Source organism: Pedobacter sp. R20-19 (genome assembly GCF_000708265.2).
In the GTDB taxonomy this organism is placed as follows: Bacteria; Bacteroidota; Bacteroidia; order Sphingobacteriales; family Sphingobacteriaceae; genus Pedobacter.
The window spans coordinates 725,289-740,646 of sequence record NZ_JCKI01000002.1 but is presented as its reverse complement, the minus strand read 5'-3'; the positions used below and the strand labels follow the sequence as shown (position 1 = coordinate 740,646).

Annotated in this window: 16 protein-coding genes; 7 read left to right on the top strand and 9 right to left on the bottom strand. The window is 36.7% G+C overall.

Features of this window, described 5'->3' with window-relative positions; genetic code table 11:
* Positions 1-8: 8 nt before the first annotated feature.
* From AN34_RS21875 to AN34_RS07040, 4 genes are all read right to left on the bottom strand, one after another.
* Entirely contained in the window at positions 9-782 is a 774-nt protein-coding gene (locus AN34_RS21875; protein ID WP_231625498.1) for a bifunctional precorrin-2 dehydrogenase/sirohydrochlorin ferrochelatase, read from the bottom strand.
* Entirely contained in the window at positions 766-1,536 is a 771-nt protein-coding gene (gene cobA / locus AN34_RS07050) for a uroporphyrinogen-III C-methyltransferase (RefSeq protein ID WP_029283706.1), read from the bottom strand. Before cobA ends, AN34_RS21875 begins: the two co-directional genes overlap by 17 nt.
* A gap of 114 nt (positions 1,537-1,650) precedes the next feature.
* On the bottom strand, positions 1,651-3,741 hold the full coding sequence (locus AN34_RS07045; protein ID WP_029283704.1) for a HEPN domain-containing protein: 2,091 nt from the start codon (positions 3,739-3,741) through the stop codon (positions 1,651-1,653).
* 613 nt (positions 3,742-4,354) lie between these two features.
* On the bottom strand, positions 4,355-4,801 hold the full coding sequence (locus AN34_RS07040; protein WP_029283702.1) for an Rrf2 family transcriptional regulator: 447 nt from the start codon (positions 4,799-4,801) through the stop codon (positions 4,355-4,357).
* 211 nt (positions 4,802-5,012) lie between these two features.
* Here AN34_RS07040 and AN34_RS07035 point away from each other — a divergent pair, with 211 nt between their 5' ends.
* Both AN34_RS07035 and AN34_RS07030 read left to right on the top strand, forming a co-directional pair.
* A complete protein-coding gene (locus AN34_RS07035; RefSeq protein ID WP_029283699.1) occupies positions 5,013-6,230 on the top strand; it encodes a metallophosphoesterase in 1,218 nt (405 codons plus the stop codon).
* A 29-nt stretch (positions 6,231-6,259) separates the two neighbouring features.
* Positions 6,260-6,886: a M23 family metallopeptidase gene (locus AN34_RS07030; RefSeq protein WP_029283697.1), complete on the top strand. Its 627-nt coding sequence runs from the start codon at positions 6,260-6,262 to the stop codon at positions 6,884-6,886.
* Positions 6,887-6,898: 12 nt separating this feature from the next.
* On the opposite strand, the gene AN34_RS07025 is transcribed toward AN34_RS07030, so the two are convergent.
* Positions 6,899-7,762: a DUF808 domain-containing protein gene (locus tag AN34_RS07025; RefSeq protein WP_029283694.1), complete on the bottom strand. Its 864-nt coding sequence runs from the start codon at positions 7,760-7,762 to the stop codon at positions 6,899-6,901.
* 289 nt (positions 7,763-8,051) lie between these two features.
* Here AN34_RS07025 and AN34_RS07020 point away from each other — a divergent pair, with 289 nt between their 5' ends.
* Both AN34_RS07020 and AN34_RS07015 read left to right on the top strand, forming a co-directional pair.
* Positions 8,052-8,240, top strand: coding sequence for a hypothetical protein (locus tag AN34_RS07020; protein ID WP_157263231.1), 189 nt, complete (start codon positions 8,052-8,054; stop codon positions 8,238-8,240).
* Between the two features lie 62 nt (positions 8,241-8,302).
* A complete protein-coding gene (locus tag AN34_RS07015; protein ID WP_029283690.1) occupies positions 8,303-8,740 on the top strand; it encodes a hypothetical protein in 438 nt (145 codons plus the stop codon).
* A gap of 99 nt (positions 8,741-8,839) precedes the next feature.
* On the opposite strand, the gene AN34_RS07010 is transcribed toward AN34_RS07015, so the two are convergent.
* Positions 8,840-9,448: a hypothetical protein gene (locus AN34_RS07010; protein WP_029283688.1), complete on the bottom strand. Its 609-nt coding sequence runs from the start codon at positions 9,446-9,448 to the stop codon at positions 8,840-8,842.
* Positions 9,449-9,631: 183 nt separating this feature from the next.
* On the opposite strand from AN34_RS07010, the gene AN34_RS07005 reads away from it, so the two are divergent.
* Positions 9,632-10,246: a ferritin-like domain-containing protein gene (locus AN34_RS07005; RefSeq protein ID WP_029283686.1), complete on the top strand. Its 615-nt coding sequence runs from the start codon at positions 9,632-9,634 to the stop codon at positions 10,244-10,246.
* Positions 10,247-10,328: 82 nt separating this feature from the next.
* On the opposite strand, the gene AN34_RS07000 is transcribed toward AN34_RS07005, so the two are convergent.
* Together AN34_RS07000 and AN34_RS06995 are read right to left on the bottom strand one after the other, a co-directional pair.
* Entirely contained in the window at positions 10,329-11,294 is a 966-nt protein-coding gene (locus AN34_RS07000; RefSeq protein ID WP_036676618.1) for an SDR family oxidoreductase, read from the bottom strand.
* 114 nt (positions 11,295-11,408) lie between these two features.
* On the bottom strand, positions 11,409-12,464 hold the full coding sequence (locus AN34_RS06995; protein ID WP_029283682.1) for an SDR family oxidoreductase: 1,056 nt from the start codon (positions 12,462-12,464) through the stop codon (positions 11,409-11,411).
* A gap of 101 nt (positions 12,465-12,565) precedes the next feature.
* On the opposite strand from AN34_RS06995, the gene AN34_RS06990 reads away from it, so the two are divergent.
* The gene (locus tag AN34_RS06990) at positions 12,566-13,354 is read left to right on the top strand and encodes an AraC family transcriptional regulator (RefSeq protein WP_029283680.1); all 789 of its coding nucleotides are present in this window, start codon (positions 12,566-12,568) and stop codon (positions 13,352-13,354) included.
* A 130-nt stretch (positions 13,355-13,484) separates the two neighbouring features.
* Here the strand turns inward: AN34_RS06990 and AN34_RS06985 are convergent, their stop codons facing one another.
* Entirely contained in the window at positions 13,485-14,066 is a 582-nt protein-coding gene (locus tag AN34_RS06985) for a Crp/Fnr family transcriptional regulator (RefSeq protein WP_029283678.1), read from the bottom strand.
* A gap of 200 nt (positions 14,067-14,266) precedes the next feature.
* Here AN34_RS06985 and AN34_RS06980 point away from each other — a divergent pair, with 200 nt between their 5' ends.
* A complete protein-coding gene (locus tag AN34_RS06980) occupies positions 14,267-15,334 on the top strand; it encodes an SDR family oxidoreductase (protein ID WP_029283676.1) in 1,068 nt (355 codons plus the stop codon).
* Positions 15,335-15,358 lie beyond the last annotated feature (24 nt).

The window sequence follows — 15,358 nt, the reverse complement described above, 5'->3', positions numbered from 1 at the left end:
CAATTTTTTTAATAAAATAGAGGATCTATATGAATTAAAAATGATTGAAATTCGGGTTCAGTATTCCATAAAGAAATACCAATGGCGCCAATCAGCAAAATAGAAGCTAACCAGATTAACCAATTAATATTACGCTCTGCAAAACTCTTTTTAGGGTTGATTAGACTTTTCGTAACTTTATTCAGCTTTTTAACTTTTGCCGAAAAATCGCCGGTTAAAGTTTGTCGAAGCGCGCTCATGTTTTGTAAAGTCTCATCCAGTTCTGCCGGAATGCCTTCGTTTAAAATTTGTTTTAAACGCTTGGCGATGGTTGGCGACTTTCCATTAGTAGAAATGGCAATCTTTAAATCACCTTTCTGCACAATAGATCCCAGGTAGAAATCGCAAAGTTCTGGTTTATCTGCAACATTAATCAGCAAACCTTTATCATGTGTAACCACCCTGATTTCCTCATTCAGGATATAGTTATTGGTAGCCGCAAAAACAATATCAATGTTCTCCAGATCGGAAACATCGAAACTCTTTTGCTTCACCTTTATATTGGGATAGTTAGCGATTAAGGCGTAAATCTCCGAAGAAACTGTTTCTGCAACAATGGTGATTTTCGCCATATGACTATTATTCACAATTGCAGTTAACTTTTCAAGCCCTATATTTCCTGCACCAATCAGTAAGGTATGCAACTTGTTCAGCTTTACAAAAACCGGAAAAAGCTGATTGCCCTTTTCTTCTTCTGAAAAAGACGCTGCACGATCATCTGAAGGGTTAGGCAATATTTGCATATTGTTTCACTAAGTTTTTAAATGATGGATGTAAAGAAACGACTTCACCAAAAATTAAAAGTGCTGGTGCTTTGATATTTTCCTGTTGAACAAGACTTTCAATCGTTTCTACCACACCTACAATTAATTTTTCATCTGCTGATGAGCCGTTTTGAATCACCGCCGCTGGTAAAGCGTTTCGACCTGCAGCTTTAAAGATCTCAACAATTTTAGCTAATTTTTTTAAGCCCATCAATACTAAAACTGTTGCATTTGATTCTGCAGCCTTGTAAATATCTTTAGAAACTTCTCCTGAGGTAGTAGTACCAGTAATTACCCAAAAGCTTTCGCTCAGACCACGATGCGTTACTGGAATTTGTTGTAACCCGGGAACTCCGATTGAACTGGAAATGCCAGGAATCACATCAACAGGAATGCTATAAGATGCTGCATAATCCAACTCCTCATATCCTCTGCCAAAAACAAATGGATCGCCACCTTTCAAACGCACTACATGTCCATAATTTAAAGCATAATCGATCATTAGCTTATTAATCGTTTCCTGCGAATAAGAATGTTCACCAGAGCGTTTCCCCACATATATTTTGATTGCTTCTGCTGGTGCATGAGCTAACAATGCCTCATTTGTTAAGGCGTCATATAGCACCACATCTGCAGCTTGTAAGGCCTTTACCCCTTTTAAGGTCAGTAAATCCGGATCCCCTGGACCTGCGCCTAAAAGTGTAATTTTTGATTCTTTATTTTGATTTAACATAATTTTGAATTTGAATGAGCTTTTTAATTATTGAATTTTCAATGATAGATTGAGTGAATGTTTTACCAGCGATTGCACTATGAAATTCTCTCATTCTGTAATTTTTTCATTCTGTCATTTTACTAAAGCTGCTCTTTTTTCTTTAATCTGATTTAGAAACGCATCTGCTTCGCTGAAATATTGTTGAGCAAATTCAGCCGTAGGCTCATTTTTATTAATTTGAAGTACCAGATCTGAAAAGTTTGTAGACAATTTAAATTCCCCGGTTTCTACATAATGATTATCAAATTCTCTGATCACTCCAACTTGCGTACTGCTGTTTACCCCTTTATCTAAAAGCAATGATTTTGCTGCACTTACAAATGTGCTGTAAGTGTGATAAATGGCATCTGCATAAGCACCTTTCTCTAAATTCTGTTTTGCCCATTCAAATTTTTCATCAGCTTCTAAAAGTAAAGTTGCGACTAAGTCAATTACCACGCCTGCACATTCACCTACGCCAATTGCGGTAACAAATTGTTCTACATGACCCCAATCGACAAATTCTTCTTGCTGCAAATTTGTTAAATCGGCCAATGGTTTTAACAGCTGATAAAAATGATCTTTTCCTTTGCGATCATAATATTGATGGAAGTTTTCATCCGCTTCGTTATTTGCCTTGAAATCATTTAAAATGAAATGCAGAACACTGGTTGCTCTTTTTGAAGGTACTTTAATTACTCTTTCTGCAACGCGACCAACACCATTTCCAACTGTTCCGCCACCAAGCATCACCTGAACGGCCGGAACCACTTTGCCTTCTGCTTTTACAGAACTGCCGTGGAAACCAATTTCTGCCAAACCGTGCTGACCGCAAGAGTTCATACAACCACTGATTTTGATCTTAATATTTTTCTCGTATATAAATTCAGGAAAATCTGTATAAATAACATCTTCCAAAACCTCGGCTAAAGTCATCGAATTGGAGATTCCTAAATTACAGGTATCTGTTCCAGGGCAAGTGGTAATATCTGCCAGACTATCAAAACCTGCTGTAGTGAAACCAATTTTATTTAAAGCTGCATATAATGATGGCAAAGCCTCTTTTCGTACAAATTTTAACAGTAAACCCTGATTTTGGGTGATTCTAATTTCATCTGCCACATAAAGTTTAATGGCCTCTACAAATGCTCTTGCCTTATCTGTTTTGATATCACCCACCTGCACTTTCACATAAACCGAATAAAATCCTGCCTGTTTTTGTTCTACTACATTTGTAGCCGACCAATGCTTGTAATGCGTTTCATTTAAAATCTCAACTTCAGCATATTGTTGTTCAAGAGGTAAGGCAGGTTGAGCAATGGCTTCCCGATCTATAGCATAGGTTTTTACTTTATTGGCTATACGTTCTTCGGCAACCAAACGTAAAACCTCTTCTAAACCTAATTTTTGTACTAAATATTTTAAGCGGGCTTTATTTCTATTGCTCCGTTCGCCATAGCGATCAAATACCCTTAATACCGATTCAGTAAAAGGAATCAACTGATCTTCAGGTAAAAATTCATGAATTGGGCTGGCTAAAAATGGCTGTGCTCCTAAACCACCTGCAAATAAAACTTTAAAGCCACGTTCACCATTTTCATTAATTTTTGGAATAAAACCCAGATCATGAATGTAACTAAAAGCGGTATCCTTATCGCTCGATGAGAAAGAAATTTTGATCTTCCTACCCATTTCCTGACAAATTGGATTGCGTAAAAAGTATTTAAAAACCGCATGAGCATAAGGTGACACATCAAAAGGTTCATCCTTATCTATACCCGAATTTGGTGAGGCTGTTACATTACGAACCGTATTGCCACAAGCTTCACGAAGTGTAATATCATCTTGTTCTAGTTTTGCCCAAAGCTCAGGTGTTCTATCTAAACTCACATAATGCAATTGAATGTCCTGGCGGGTAGTTAGGTGCAAATTTCCGCTACCATACTCATCTGCAATATCTGAAATACGCAACAATTGCTTAAAAGTCACCTTTCCAAATGGCAATTTAATGCGAATCATTTGTACGCCAGGCTGCCTTTGTCCGTAAACACCACGTGCTAAACGTAAACTTCTGAATTTTTCATCGTGAATGGTCCCATCGCGAAAAGCTTTAATCTTATTCTCTAAATCAATGATGTCTTGCTCGACTATATTGTTTTCGAGTTCTGTTCTGAAACTTTGCATATGTGTTGTTAGCTTTATTCAAAAAATGCTTCTCTTTTTACTGAGAAGCATCTAATATTTTATACCTATAAATCATTTAAATACCCTCTTCTACTTTGTTTTACAACAATAGTACATCGATTTGGCTCTGGCATTTTTAACTATAGATTTGATGTTCATTTGCCAAATATATAAAGTATATAGGAATAGTAGTAATTTTTTCTTAAAAAAGTTTGTAGATATATCAAATAGTTCAGCTCCAACAAGATAAGCTATATTTGTTTAATAACGTATTCCGGATACTTTTGAACTTATATGAATCTTACATTACTTAAATGGTAAAATATGGCTTAATTTAGATTTACCATATAAGGCATGTAAGGAAATATAAGTCATGTTAACATTCTTTACAATATGACTATATAAGTAAAAGATAATTCAAATCTAATAACTTTTATTCCTGATAATTTCGAGCTTATATGAATCTTATATTACTTAGATGGTAAAAAATTAAGGCTCAATCTAGATCTACCATATAAGGCATTTAAGAAAATAGAAGCGCAATAGATTATAAGGTTTAATGAATTTAGATTGAACACAGCACAATTTTATTTCATTATGCAGCCTTTGAAGTCTATAAACTATCGATTCCCAATTTCAAAGTATCTTCACGACCAATCACATCGGCGATGCTAGTTTCACTAAGTACTTTTAGTGTTGCATCTCTTACATCAATAAATGCACTTCTGATACCACAGGTTTTTTCATCTTCGCATTCATCACATTTGTGATAAAAATTTAAGCTGGCACAAGGTACCATTGCGATTGGCCCATCGGTAACACGCATTACATGTACCAACAGAATTTCCTCAGGTTTTTTATTCAGACTGTAACCGCCACCTGCTCCTTTCTTACTGTATAAGAAACCTGCATTGCGTAGATCTAATAAAATTTGTTCTAAGAATTTTTTAGGAATATGCTCCTCTTCTGCAATCTTAGAGATCTGCATCGGTGGTCTTTCTACATTTTTACCAAGTGCAACAAGTGCTTTAATGGCGTATTTGGTTTTTTTGGATAGCATATATCTTACAAAGCTACTAAATTATGTATAATTATAAAATAAGCTATAATGGCTGTCTCATTTTAGGAGAGAACTTCGAATTTCATTCTGAAAGTAAATGAATTTAGGCGATTTTAACCTTTAATCAAAGTTGCGTAAAAATGATCTCTCCGACAAACTCAAATCTAAAGTTGCAGGTTTTAAATTTAACTTTGCCGCTTGTTTATTTAAAATGAAAAGAAGATCTAATTTGTTACCAATTTCAATGGTAGCTATATTTTTTTTTATCCTTAATGCTTATGTACTTTCAGGAATTAAGGTAGTTATCCATCAAGAATGGTTAGCGCCGGCCTTCTGGGTATTGATTATTGGTCTAACTGTCGCACTGGTTTTAGCCATTACCAAAATGCGTAATGGTGTTAATCGATTTTTCACTATCGCAACCCATGCTTTCTTAATTATGTTGGTTGCCGAAATGGTGTTTGCCATTTTTCTATTCATTGGTGATCTTTATCGGGTGGCGAGTTCCATAACAACAAACTTTCAGCCAGAGGGTTATCATATGGCCGAACGAAGTTATTATTGGGTAGATGTGGCTTTAATGATGTTTGTCTTAACCGTATTACTTTTTGCATTTGGAATAAGAAACGGAAAATATGCCTATAGGGTTATTAAACACACTTTATATTTTGATGACCTACCACAAAATTTTGATGGTTTTACCCTGACGCAAATTTCTGATGTTCATGCAGGAAGTTTTACTAAACCAAAAGAAGTGCAAAAAGGCATCGACCTCATTAATGCACAGAAAAGTGATTTATTTGTGTTCACTGGTGATCTGGTTAATAACGCAGCATCTGAGATTGTTCCCTACATCCATCTATTTTCAAAGATCAAAGCACCATTTGGACAGTTCTCCGTCTTAGGAAACCATGACTATGGAGATTATATCAAATGGCCAACGGAGTCTGATAAAATCAAAAATTTAAATCAGTTAAAAGCTTATCATCAGGAGTTAGGTTTTAAACTGCTTCTAGATGAGCATGTGGTGTTGGAGAAGAATGGAGAAAAAATTATCCTCGCAGGTATTGAAAATTGGGGTGTTGGTTTTGGTGAGCGAGGCAATTTAAACAGAGCACTTCAACATACTGCGGTAAACGATTTTAAAATTTTGCTATCTCATGATCCTTCACACTGGGATGCACAGGTTAAAAATTATCCTTCAAAAATTCAGCTTTCACTGGCTGGCCATACCCATGGAATGCAGTTTGGGATTGAAGCTTTTGGCATTAAATGGAGTCCGGTGAAATATCGATACAAACATTGGGCAGGAATTAAAACAGAAAACAACCGATATTTAAACGTGAACAGGGGTTTCGGGTTTTTAGGCTTTTCTGGCAGAATTGGTATCTGGCCGGAAATTACCGTAATTGAATTAAAAAGAAAATAAACTTATCTTGCCTTTTAATTTGATTCCCTATGAAAACTAGCCTGATTCTTTTCCTTGTCTTTTTATTTGTAGAAACGCCAACCATCGATAAAGATAAAAATAGATGGAAACCATATTACACCGATGTAGCTCCATCGAAGGCAGCTGATAGTTGGTTTTTACCTTTTAAGGGCATTGACCGAAAGAAAATAGCAAACATTAAAATCATTAGTATTTTTGGCGATCATCGCGATAGCTATTATAAAGGCCATATTCATACGGCTATTGATATCAACCCATCTATATCAAAAACTAAGCTGATAGAGGTTTATGCCATGGCGAATGGTGTGGTTTGTTCTATTCATTTGGGCGAAAATAAAAAAACCATTGTAGTGAAGCATCGGTTGAAGAATGGCACAATCATGTTTACCAGCTATAAGCACCTCAGTGAGGTTTATGTAAGCAATGGCCAGTTTGTAAATCAGGATACCAAACTCGCCCGCTTATTTACGAAGGAAGAAAGCAAAAAATATGGTGGTGATTATCACCATCTGCATCTGGAGATTAGAAAAAAATTTGACGATTACGGCTGTGCCAGTTGGTTAACCATGAATAAGACCCAGCTTGATGACCGCTTTTATAACCCTCAAGTGTTTTTGAGAACTTATCTCAGATAGATAAATAGTCGGTTATTTTTTAAATAAAGAAATCAGTTTTTTCACTCCTTCCGTTACACCAACAGCCAATAATCCTGCCACTAATCCGATAGCAAACTCTTTGATTGTTGACATTAAATTGGGCAGGAAATGATGTAGAAAATCGATGTTATGAACAAAAATACCGCCTGAAACCAATATTAAAGCCACGGTTCCCGCAATGCTAAGTATCTTAATAATGACAGGTAAAGATTTGATCAGTAAATTACCCAGTGCCGAAAAGAATCCTTTATTATTGGCATGTTTCACCAGCTTATAACCTGCATCATCCATTCTTACAATTAAGGCTACAATACCATAAACTCCTACTGTGGCTAAGATGGCTACCACTGAAACCGTGAGAATTTGGATGGCGATACTCTTATCCAACACGGTACCTAGTGCAATGATTACAATTTCTACAGAAAGAATAAAATCTGTAGTTACTGCCGATTTTATTTTTGCTTTTTCTGCTGCTTTATCATCCTGTACAACATCTTTAGCAACTTTTTCATGTTCATGGCGATGAAAAAAATACTCAATGATTTTTTCAACACCTTCATATGCAAGGTAAAACCCACCTAAAATTAAAATAAACTTGATGGCAATGGGAAAGAAAAAATTTAACAGTAGTGCAACCGGAACAATAATGATCTTATTGAGTAATGATCCTTTTGTTATAGACCAAAGCACAGGTAATTCACGTGATGATAAAAAGCCAGTGGCTTTTTCTGCATTCACCGCCAGGTCATCGCCCAAAATACCAGCAGTTTTCCTGGTGGCAATTTTAGCGGTAACCGCAACATCATCCATTAAAGCAGCTATATCATCTAAAATTGCAAAAAAACCTGAAGCCATATTGATCTGATTATTTAAGGCAGGCAAAATATACATTCAATTTTACAATACCATGAAAACATAAAGAGATAATGGGCAATAATTGTTTTAAATTTTGTTTCTTGCTCTCAACATAACCTTCAATATCCATTACATCAGGAAAATTTCAATAGCATATCTAAGAGTATGCAAATCTGATGATGATTTTTCAAACTCTTTTTAGATTCTCATTCTAATAAAAACTAAACAATATGATTTAAACTAAACTTTGCCTGTTTCATACTGTTGTATTTATATAAAAAGGATGATCATGGAAAACGAAAAAAATAAAACAGAAGAATCAAAAGAGAAAAAAGTTGGTGTAATTCCCGCTGATGATATAAAAGGAAGCGATGCCGATGGTGCCTATACTGGTGATGAAGAAAGTCCGGAAGAAATGGCAAAACAGCAGCTTGGCGCTGATGCGGAATCAGATGATAAAACCGGGAAGGATATTTAATTAATCAGTTTAATGATACTGTTAATAGATGCATTTGATTACCATATAATAACTCTTAACATATGAACAAAATAACAAATTTAATAGCAGGATTTGCAGGTGCTGTTGCGCTGAACATTTTGCATGAAAGCTTAAAAAATAAAAGTTCAAATGTGCCCCGTGTTGATCGTTTAGGCGAAGAAGCACTTGGCCATGCGTTAGACTTTTTAGGTATTGGCGGCAAGAGAGGAAAAGCTTTGTATGGTCCTACACTTGCCGGAGATTTAATTAGCAATACCATTTATTATAGTTTAATAGGCAGTGGCAATCCTAAAAATGTTTTTAGCAGAAGTATTGTATCCGGTTTAGCAGCAGGTTTTGGAGCTGTTACACTTCCAAAGCCAATGGGGTTAAATCCTGAACCTGTTGCGAAAAATAATCAGGTAAAAGTGCTTACTGTAGCTTATTATCTGGTGGGCGCATTGGTAACTGCTACGGTAGTAAAAGCCTTTAGAAAATAGAACCATTGGCCGATAACTTTAAACCAGCCAATGGTTTATTTCTAATTAATATTATCCTATTTTTTATATTCCGTCATTGGCAATTTTTATCATTCAATATTATACGGATGCCATTATTCCTTTTACCAGTAATTTCCATTGTGGGTAAGACAAGCCTAATTTAGCTGCACCACCTACCAATAAGTTTCTGGCATTATCTAAAATGTGTGTGGTATCGGTATTCGCCATTTCATTCCGCCCGTGTTCTTCTGCCTGAACAAGCAATTGCAATCTGCGCACGATAAAAGTTGAGGTAGCCTCTGCCTTTAAAAAATGTGCGGGTGAATTACCCTCTGTCATAGGCTTTACACTTGGCCGAACCCTAATGGAAAGTAGCTCTTCCTGATCATCATGATGATGGAAAATTTCTTCGATTCTTACCCAATCAAAACCACCCCCTAATTGTGTTCCTGGTCCGGGGATATCAATTCGGATATAATCACCTTGCCTACCTTCACGGTCTACTTCATTTCCATGTTCATCAAAAAGTTGGAAACTAGACAAACCTGATATCTTGCCCCAAAGATTAATATTTAATAAACGACGACAGGCTAATTCAAAAAATGCAGTTGCATCCTGTATTGTTTCAAAATTGCGGCTCTCCTCCACATCTATTTTACTTCCCTCCTGTTGATCCGGAATGCGATCATACTGCTCTTTTGCTTTCATATTAAATAGTTTTACACGTTACCATACATAAAACAACCTTCAGGAATGAAAAGTTTAACCTTTCTCTTCAGTATGCCAATTGTATGATTGTTTAAATCATGAAATTAAAACAAGATTAAAATTGCTAAAACCTTCTTCCAATTTATGCAGTTCTATTCTTACATCATACTATATAAAAAGACTATGGCAACTACAAAAACAACTGCTAAAAAAGCAACCACCAGTAAAACAGCTAATGCAAGTAAAGCACCAGCCACTAAATCATCAACCAGTAAAACGACTGCAACGAAAACAGGCAAAATGGAGGATTCAGAATTTCATGAATTTTTTGTTGATGAATTAAAAGATATTTACTGGGCAGAAAAACATTTAGTAAAAGCGCTTCCAAAGATGAAAAAAGCAGCAACCAGTGAAGAACTTATTGCCGCATTTGAAAAACATACTGGAGAAACGCAACAACATATCCAAACGCTTGAACAGGTTTTTGAACTATTAGGTGAGAAAGCAGCAGCTAAGAAATGTGATGCAATGGCTGGATTGTTAGAAGAGGCCGAGGGCATTATCTCGGAAACAGATCAGGGTACAATGGTTCGCGATGCAGGTTTAATTCTAGCTGCACAAAAAGTAGAACATTATGAAATTGCTACTTATGGCACACTTAAAGTTTTTGCTGAAAACATGGGCCATCAGGATGTAGCAGATTTATTAGGCCAAACATTGGAAAATGAAAAAGCAACTGATGTAGCCTTGACTGAAATTGCTGTAAGTTCTATTAATGCTGAAGCAGCAGCAGAATAATGATAGCTTTATAAATTATAAAAAACGGCATTTCCTTATCGAATGCCGTTTTTTATTAAACGAGATTTTTAATTATATGCTGTTATTTACCTAATATCTTAATAAAGGCGAGCAACGCAAGTGAAGCAGCCATACCTGCAATGTATTTTCGATGTGCCTTGGGTTTACCCGGAATTCCCCAGCCGCCATGAACCGCATTACCAAACGGAACAGGTACAAAAATATTTCCATTGGTGGTTGGAATAGGATCTGCTCTTTTAATATAACCCTTAATTACTGCACCGGCAACAAATTGTGTTAGCGTAGGAAAAAGTCCTGCCGAAAGACGAAGTAAAACGGATATACTTCCTACCATTTTTTCTCTTCTGGGATGGTCAGCAAGACTAACAATGGCCTGTGCCAGGCGTTCCGGATCATAAACCGGTGGAGCAGGCTTCAGATATTTACCTGTATAATTTGCAGCATGTTGAATTCCGGGACTATCTAGAAAAGCTGGAAAGGCATCACAAACATGAATGTTAGGGTAAGCAGACAATTCTGCCTTTAACGCTTGCCCAAAACCCCTTAAACCAAATTTACTGGCAGAGTAAGCAGCACCCATCGGCACAGCTAAAAATCCTCCTATTGAAATATTGTTAATCAAAATGCCTTTACCCTGCTTTTTAAAGTAAGGCAAAACAGCATGTGCACCGTGCATGTAACCTAATAAATTGGTTTTTAATACCTGCTCAGAAACTTCCATTGGGGTTTCATCAAAAGCACCTACAGCCAGTACACCTGCATTATTTACCCAAATGTCTATACCGCTGCCAAATTCATCAGCTGTTGCTGCAAGGTTTAGTACGGCATGATAATCGGTTACATCCACTTCCAGGCACTTCACTTCTGCGCCAAAGGTTTCACATTCTTCAGCCACCTCTTCCAACATTTTCAGGTTTCGCGAAGCAAGTATTAAACGTTCTGCCTTGCGGGCAAATTGTAGTGCTATTGCCCTGCCTGCTCCACTTGAAGCACCGGTAATGACAACTGTTCGTTTTTTTATCTTCATCTATAAATAACCTGCTTTGGAAAGCGATTGTTTTTGAAACCTTTATTCATCAATCTACTTCTGTTTGTATCGGGCTGATTGCTTTCATTATAGGATGCTATAAACTATCATCTATTAAGGAATTATCTTTTTAGCCCTCAACTCATCAAATAATTTATAAAACATTTGTTCTGTATCCATAAACTCATGAAAACCAAGAAGCCTTGCCTTGTTTCCGTTTGAGAAAAAATCATAATCCCATGAAAATACAAAATCGCTGAATGCCCATGATGATACCTGCTCATAGGGATGCTTTTCTAAACCATATTTTTCCTGAATATTTGTCCATAGCGCTGCCTTATCTGCCATAACAGTTTGCAGGGGCATGGTTAAAGGCGGGGCTACTTCCATTTTGAAATAGCGGGCTATTTTTGGCCATAAATCATTCCATCGTAAAAGATCACCATTAGTAATGTTAAAAGCCTGATTAGCACATATCGGATTTATTGCCGCCCATACTGTTGCCTTGGCCAGAAGGCCGGCATCCGTAATATCCATCAGCTTATCATATGCACCTGGCTTTCCCGGAAAGCGTAATGGAAGCCCAAGTGCTTTAGAAATTGTTGCATAAACGGCTATGGCCAATGCTAAATTCATCGGATTGCCAATTGCTGTACCTCCTACTACCGAAGGACGTAAGGCAGACCACGACCAACCTTTTCCGATTTGCTGTTTCTCTAAAAATAATTGTTGATCTACATTAAATTCAGGTGGCATGTGCCCGCCGTCTGTTTCTTTTGCTGGCGTTTTAAAAGGACCTAAATGTGCCCCATAAACTTTGTACCCCTGCATCAAGCTGATGTGGATCAAACCTGTTGCCAATTTTTCGGTGGTGGTCAACACATTGGTTAACATAGCCAGGTTGGGCGCTACCAATGCGGCCCATGTGTCTTCATGATGATATGCTGCATAAAAAATATGGGTAATGGCTGTTAAACCTTTTAGCTTTTCTTCACAATCTTCTGCATCTAAAAGATTTACGGACAGATAAGTAGTTTTAGCGTTATTTTTCCCTCCCCTCCTGGATAGTCCGATAATTTTCCAATCTTCAAGACTTTCCAGATACGAAATCAGATTACTGCCGATAACGCCATTTGCACCCACCACGAGTGCTATGTTTTCTTGCTTCATATATAATTACTTTAATTAGATCCGCTTGTGCGACAAATCAAAGTTCCGCTGAAAAATAATTTGGCTTTATGTATCAATCTATGATAAATTTGTACTTATCTATGATTAAACGTTACAAACAGTTCGAACCCCTTAAAATTTCTGATTTTGAAGTAGCCGAATGGGTACACCCTGCTCATCAGCATAATCATTACGAATTAATTTATATTAAGCATGGATCTGGCCGTCATTTTATAAATGCTGTTCCAATAGATTATAAGGGCGGTGAAGTTTTTCTAATCGGTCCTGAGGAGGCGCATTACTTTGTAATTGAGAAAAAAACACGCTTTATTTACTTGAAATTTATCGATTTGTATCTTTATCAGGATGGAAATTTTGATCATCCTGGCATCCGTCATTTAGAATACCTGATAAAAAGCCGGGAGACACATTTATCTGCTTTTGTTTTTGACCAGCAAGATCAGTTAAGCATCAGTATACTTTTTGATGTCATCATATCATTAAAGGAAGATTTGCTGAAGAATGAGCAACTCATCTGGATGCAGGCACTTTCCATTTCGCATATTTTACAACGAAATATGCCTGAAATCAAATCAACAGCACACCGAACTGCCGACCTTCAGGCTATGTTTTGTTATATCCATAAAAATATCTACCGGCCAGAAAAACTTAAGGCAGAAATGATGGCTGAGCAATTTAAACTCACAAAAGATTACATCGGCCCTTATTTTAAAAAAAATACTGGCGTTACGCTTCGTGAATACATTAAAACCTACCGAAACCAATTAATTAAACAACGCCTGGCCAGTGGAAAATTTAGGTTAAAGCAAATTGCCTCAGAATTTGGCCTTACAGATGAAAGCCACGTGAGTAAGTTAATAAAACAGTAGTCGAGATTTTAATTAGTGAAACAGTTTTTTTGTAAACTTTTTTTATTTACAAAAAACTGTTTCAGCATTAACCTAATTTTTCAAATGCGGCGCATGTACATGAGTTATGAATATTTTTTTGAACAGCCGATTACTTTTTTAAAGAAAGGTTCTTTTTAATTCGGCTGAGTGTTTCGGGTGCAATACCCAGATAAGACGCAATCAGGTTTTGAGAAAGGCGTTCTGCAATTTTTGAATTTGATTCCATCAGTTCCAGATATTTTTCTTCGGCTGTATGCGTTACAGAACTCATTAAACGGCGCTCTTTCGTAACGATACTGTTTTGGTAAAGAATTCTAAAATACCGATCCATTACAGGCACGGCTAATGTAAGTGCTTCATAATCTGCTTTCGAGATTAAAAGCAGTTCACAATCTTCAATGGCATCAATATTAAATACTGCCGGTTCTTCTGATAAAAAGCTGTTAAAATCAGAGATCCACCAGCCCTCCCAACCAAAAACATTCATGTGTTCGTTTCCCTTCCCATCAACATTATAGGTTCTTAACAGACCCTTAACCACAAACGCCAGGTATTTACAAATTTCACCCTCTTGTAAATGATATTGGCGTTTTCTTAGTTTTTTGGGGATGAAAAAACGAGATATAGCTAATCTATCCGCTTCTGTAAGCGAAACTTTTTCCTGAATATGGTTAAATAGTATATTGAACATAGGTGATGATGTTGAAGAATAACAAAGATAATTTTAAACGCTCAACAATATGCTAAGATCATACTGAAAATAGATTTGACCCAAATCAACTGCGTTTTTTGATACAGGTCATCAGCGTTCTAGCAACATTGATCTAAATTTGTATAGCACAAAATAAGACCTTGCAAAATAGATAGGTTAATAAAATTAAACAAAAAATTATGGAAAATATAGCTTTGGTAGTAGGCGCAAGTGGCATAACAGGAAGTAACCTGGCCGAAAAACTTCTTTCAAAAGGCTGGGAAACCTACGGATTGGCCCGCAACCCGAACAATGAAATTAAAAATCTAAAACCTGTAGCAGCAAACTTACTGGAGATTGATAGTCTTCGATTGGCACTAGCTGATATCAGCCCAACACATGTTTACATTACCACCTGGATGCGAAATGACACCGAAGCCGAAAATATTCGGGTAAATGGATTAATGGTACGCAACATTCTGGATGTTTTATCAGAAAAAAAATCCGTAAAACATGTAGCATTGGTTACCGGTTTAAAACATTATTTAGGTCCGTTTGAAGCCTATGCCGCAGAAGGTTTTTTACCTGAAACACCTTTACGTGAAGAACACCCACGACTAAACATTGAGAATTTTTATTATGCGCAGGAAGATGAGGTCTATGCAGCAGCGGAAAGAGATGGCTTTACCTGGAGTATTCACAGGCCTCATACTGTAATTGGGCAAGCTGTAGGCAATGCAATGAATATGGGGACAACTTTGGCTGTTTACGCCAGTATTTGTAAAGAAACAGGACGTAAATTTACATGGCCGGGTTCGGCGGCACAATGGAATGGCTTATCGGATGTAACAGATGCCCGCATATTAGCTGAGCAATTAATTTGGGCATCAACTACGGAGACTGCTCAGAATGAAGCATTTAATATCGTAAACGGTGATGTTTTCCGTTGGAGTAGATTATGGCGTAAAATAGCAGATTACTTTGGTGTGGAAGCTGTTGGATTTAATGGTGAGATCCATCCACTGGAAAAAGAAATGGCCAATGATGGTGAAAAATGGCAGGAAATTGCTCAAAAATATGGACTTAAAGAAACTTCATTAAACAGATTGGCAAGTGCATGGCATACCGATCTTGATCTTGGCAGGCCAATTGAAGTAATGACCGATATGGCAAAAAGTAGAAAATTAGGTTTTAACGCTTTTCATGACACAGAAGAAACTTTTTATAAACTTTTTGACAGACTTCGTGAAGCAAATTTAATTCCTTAGTGATCAATACAATATGTTAAAAGT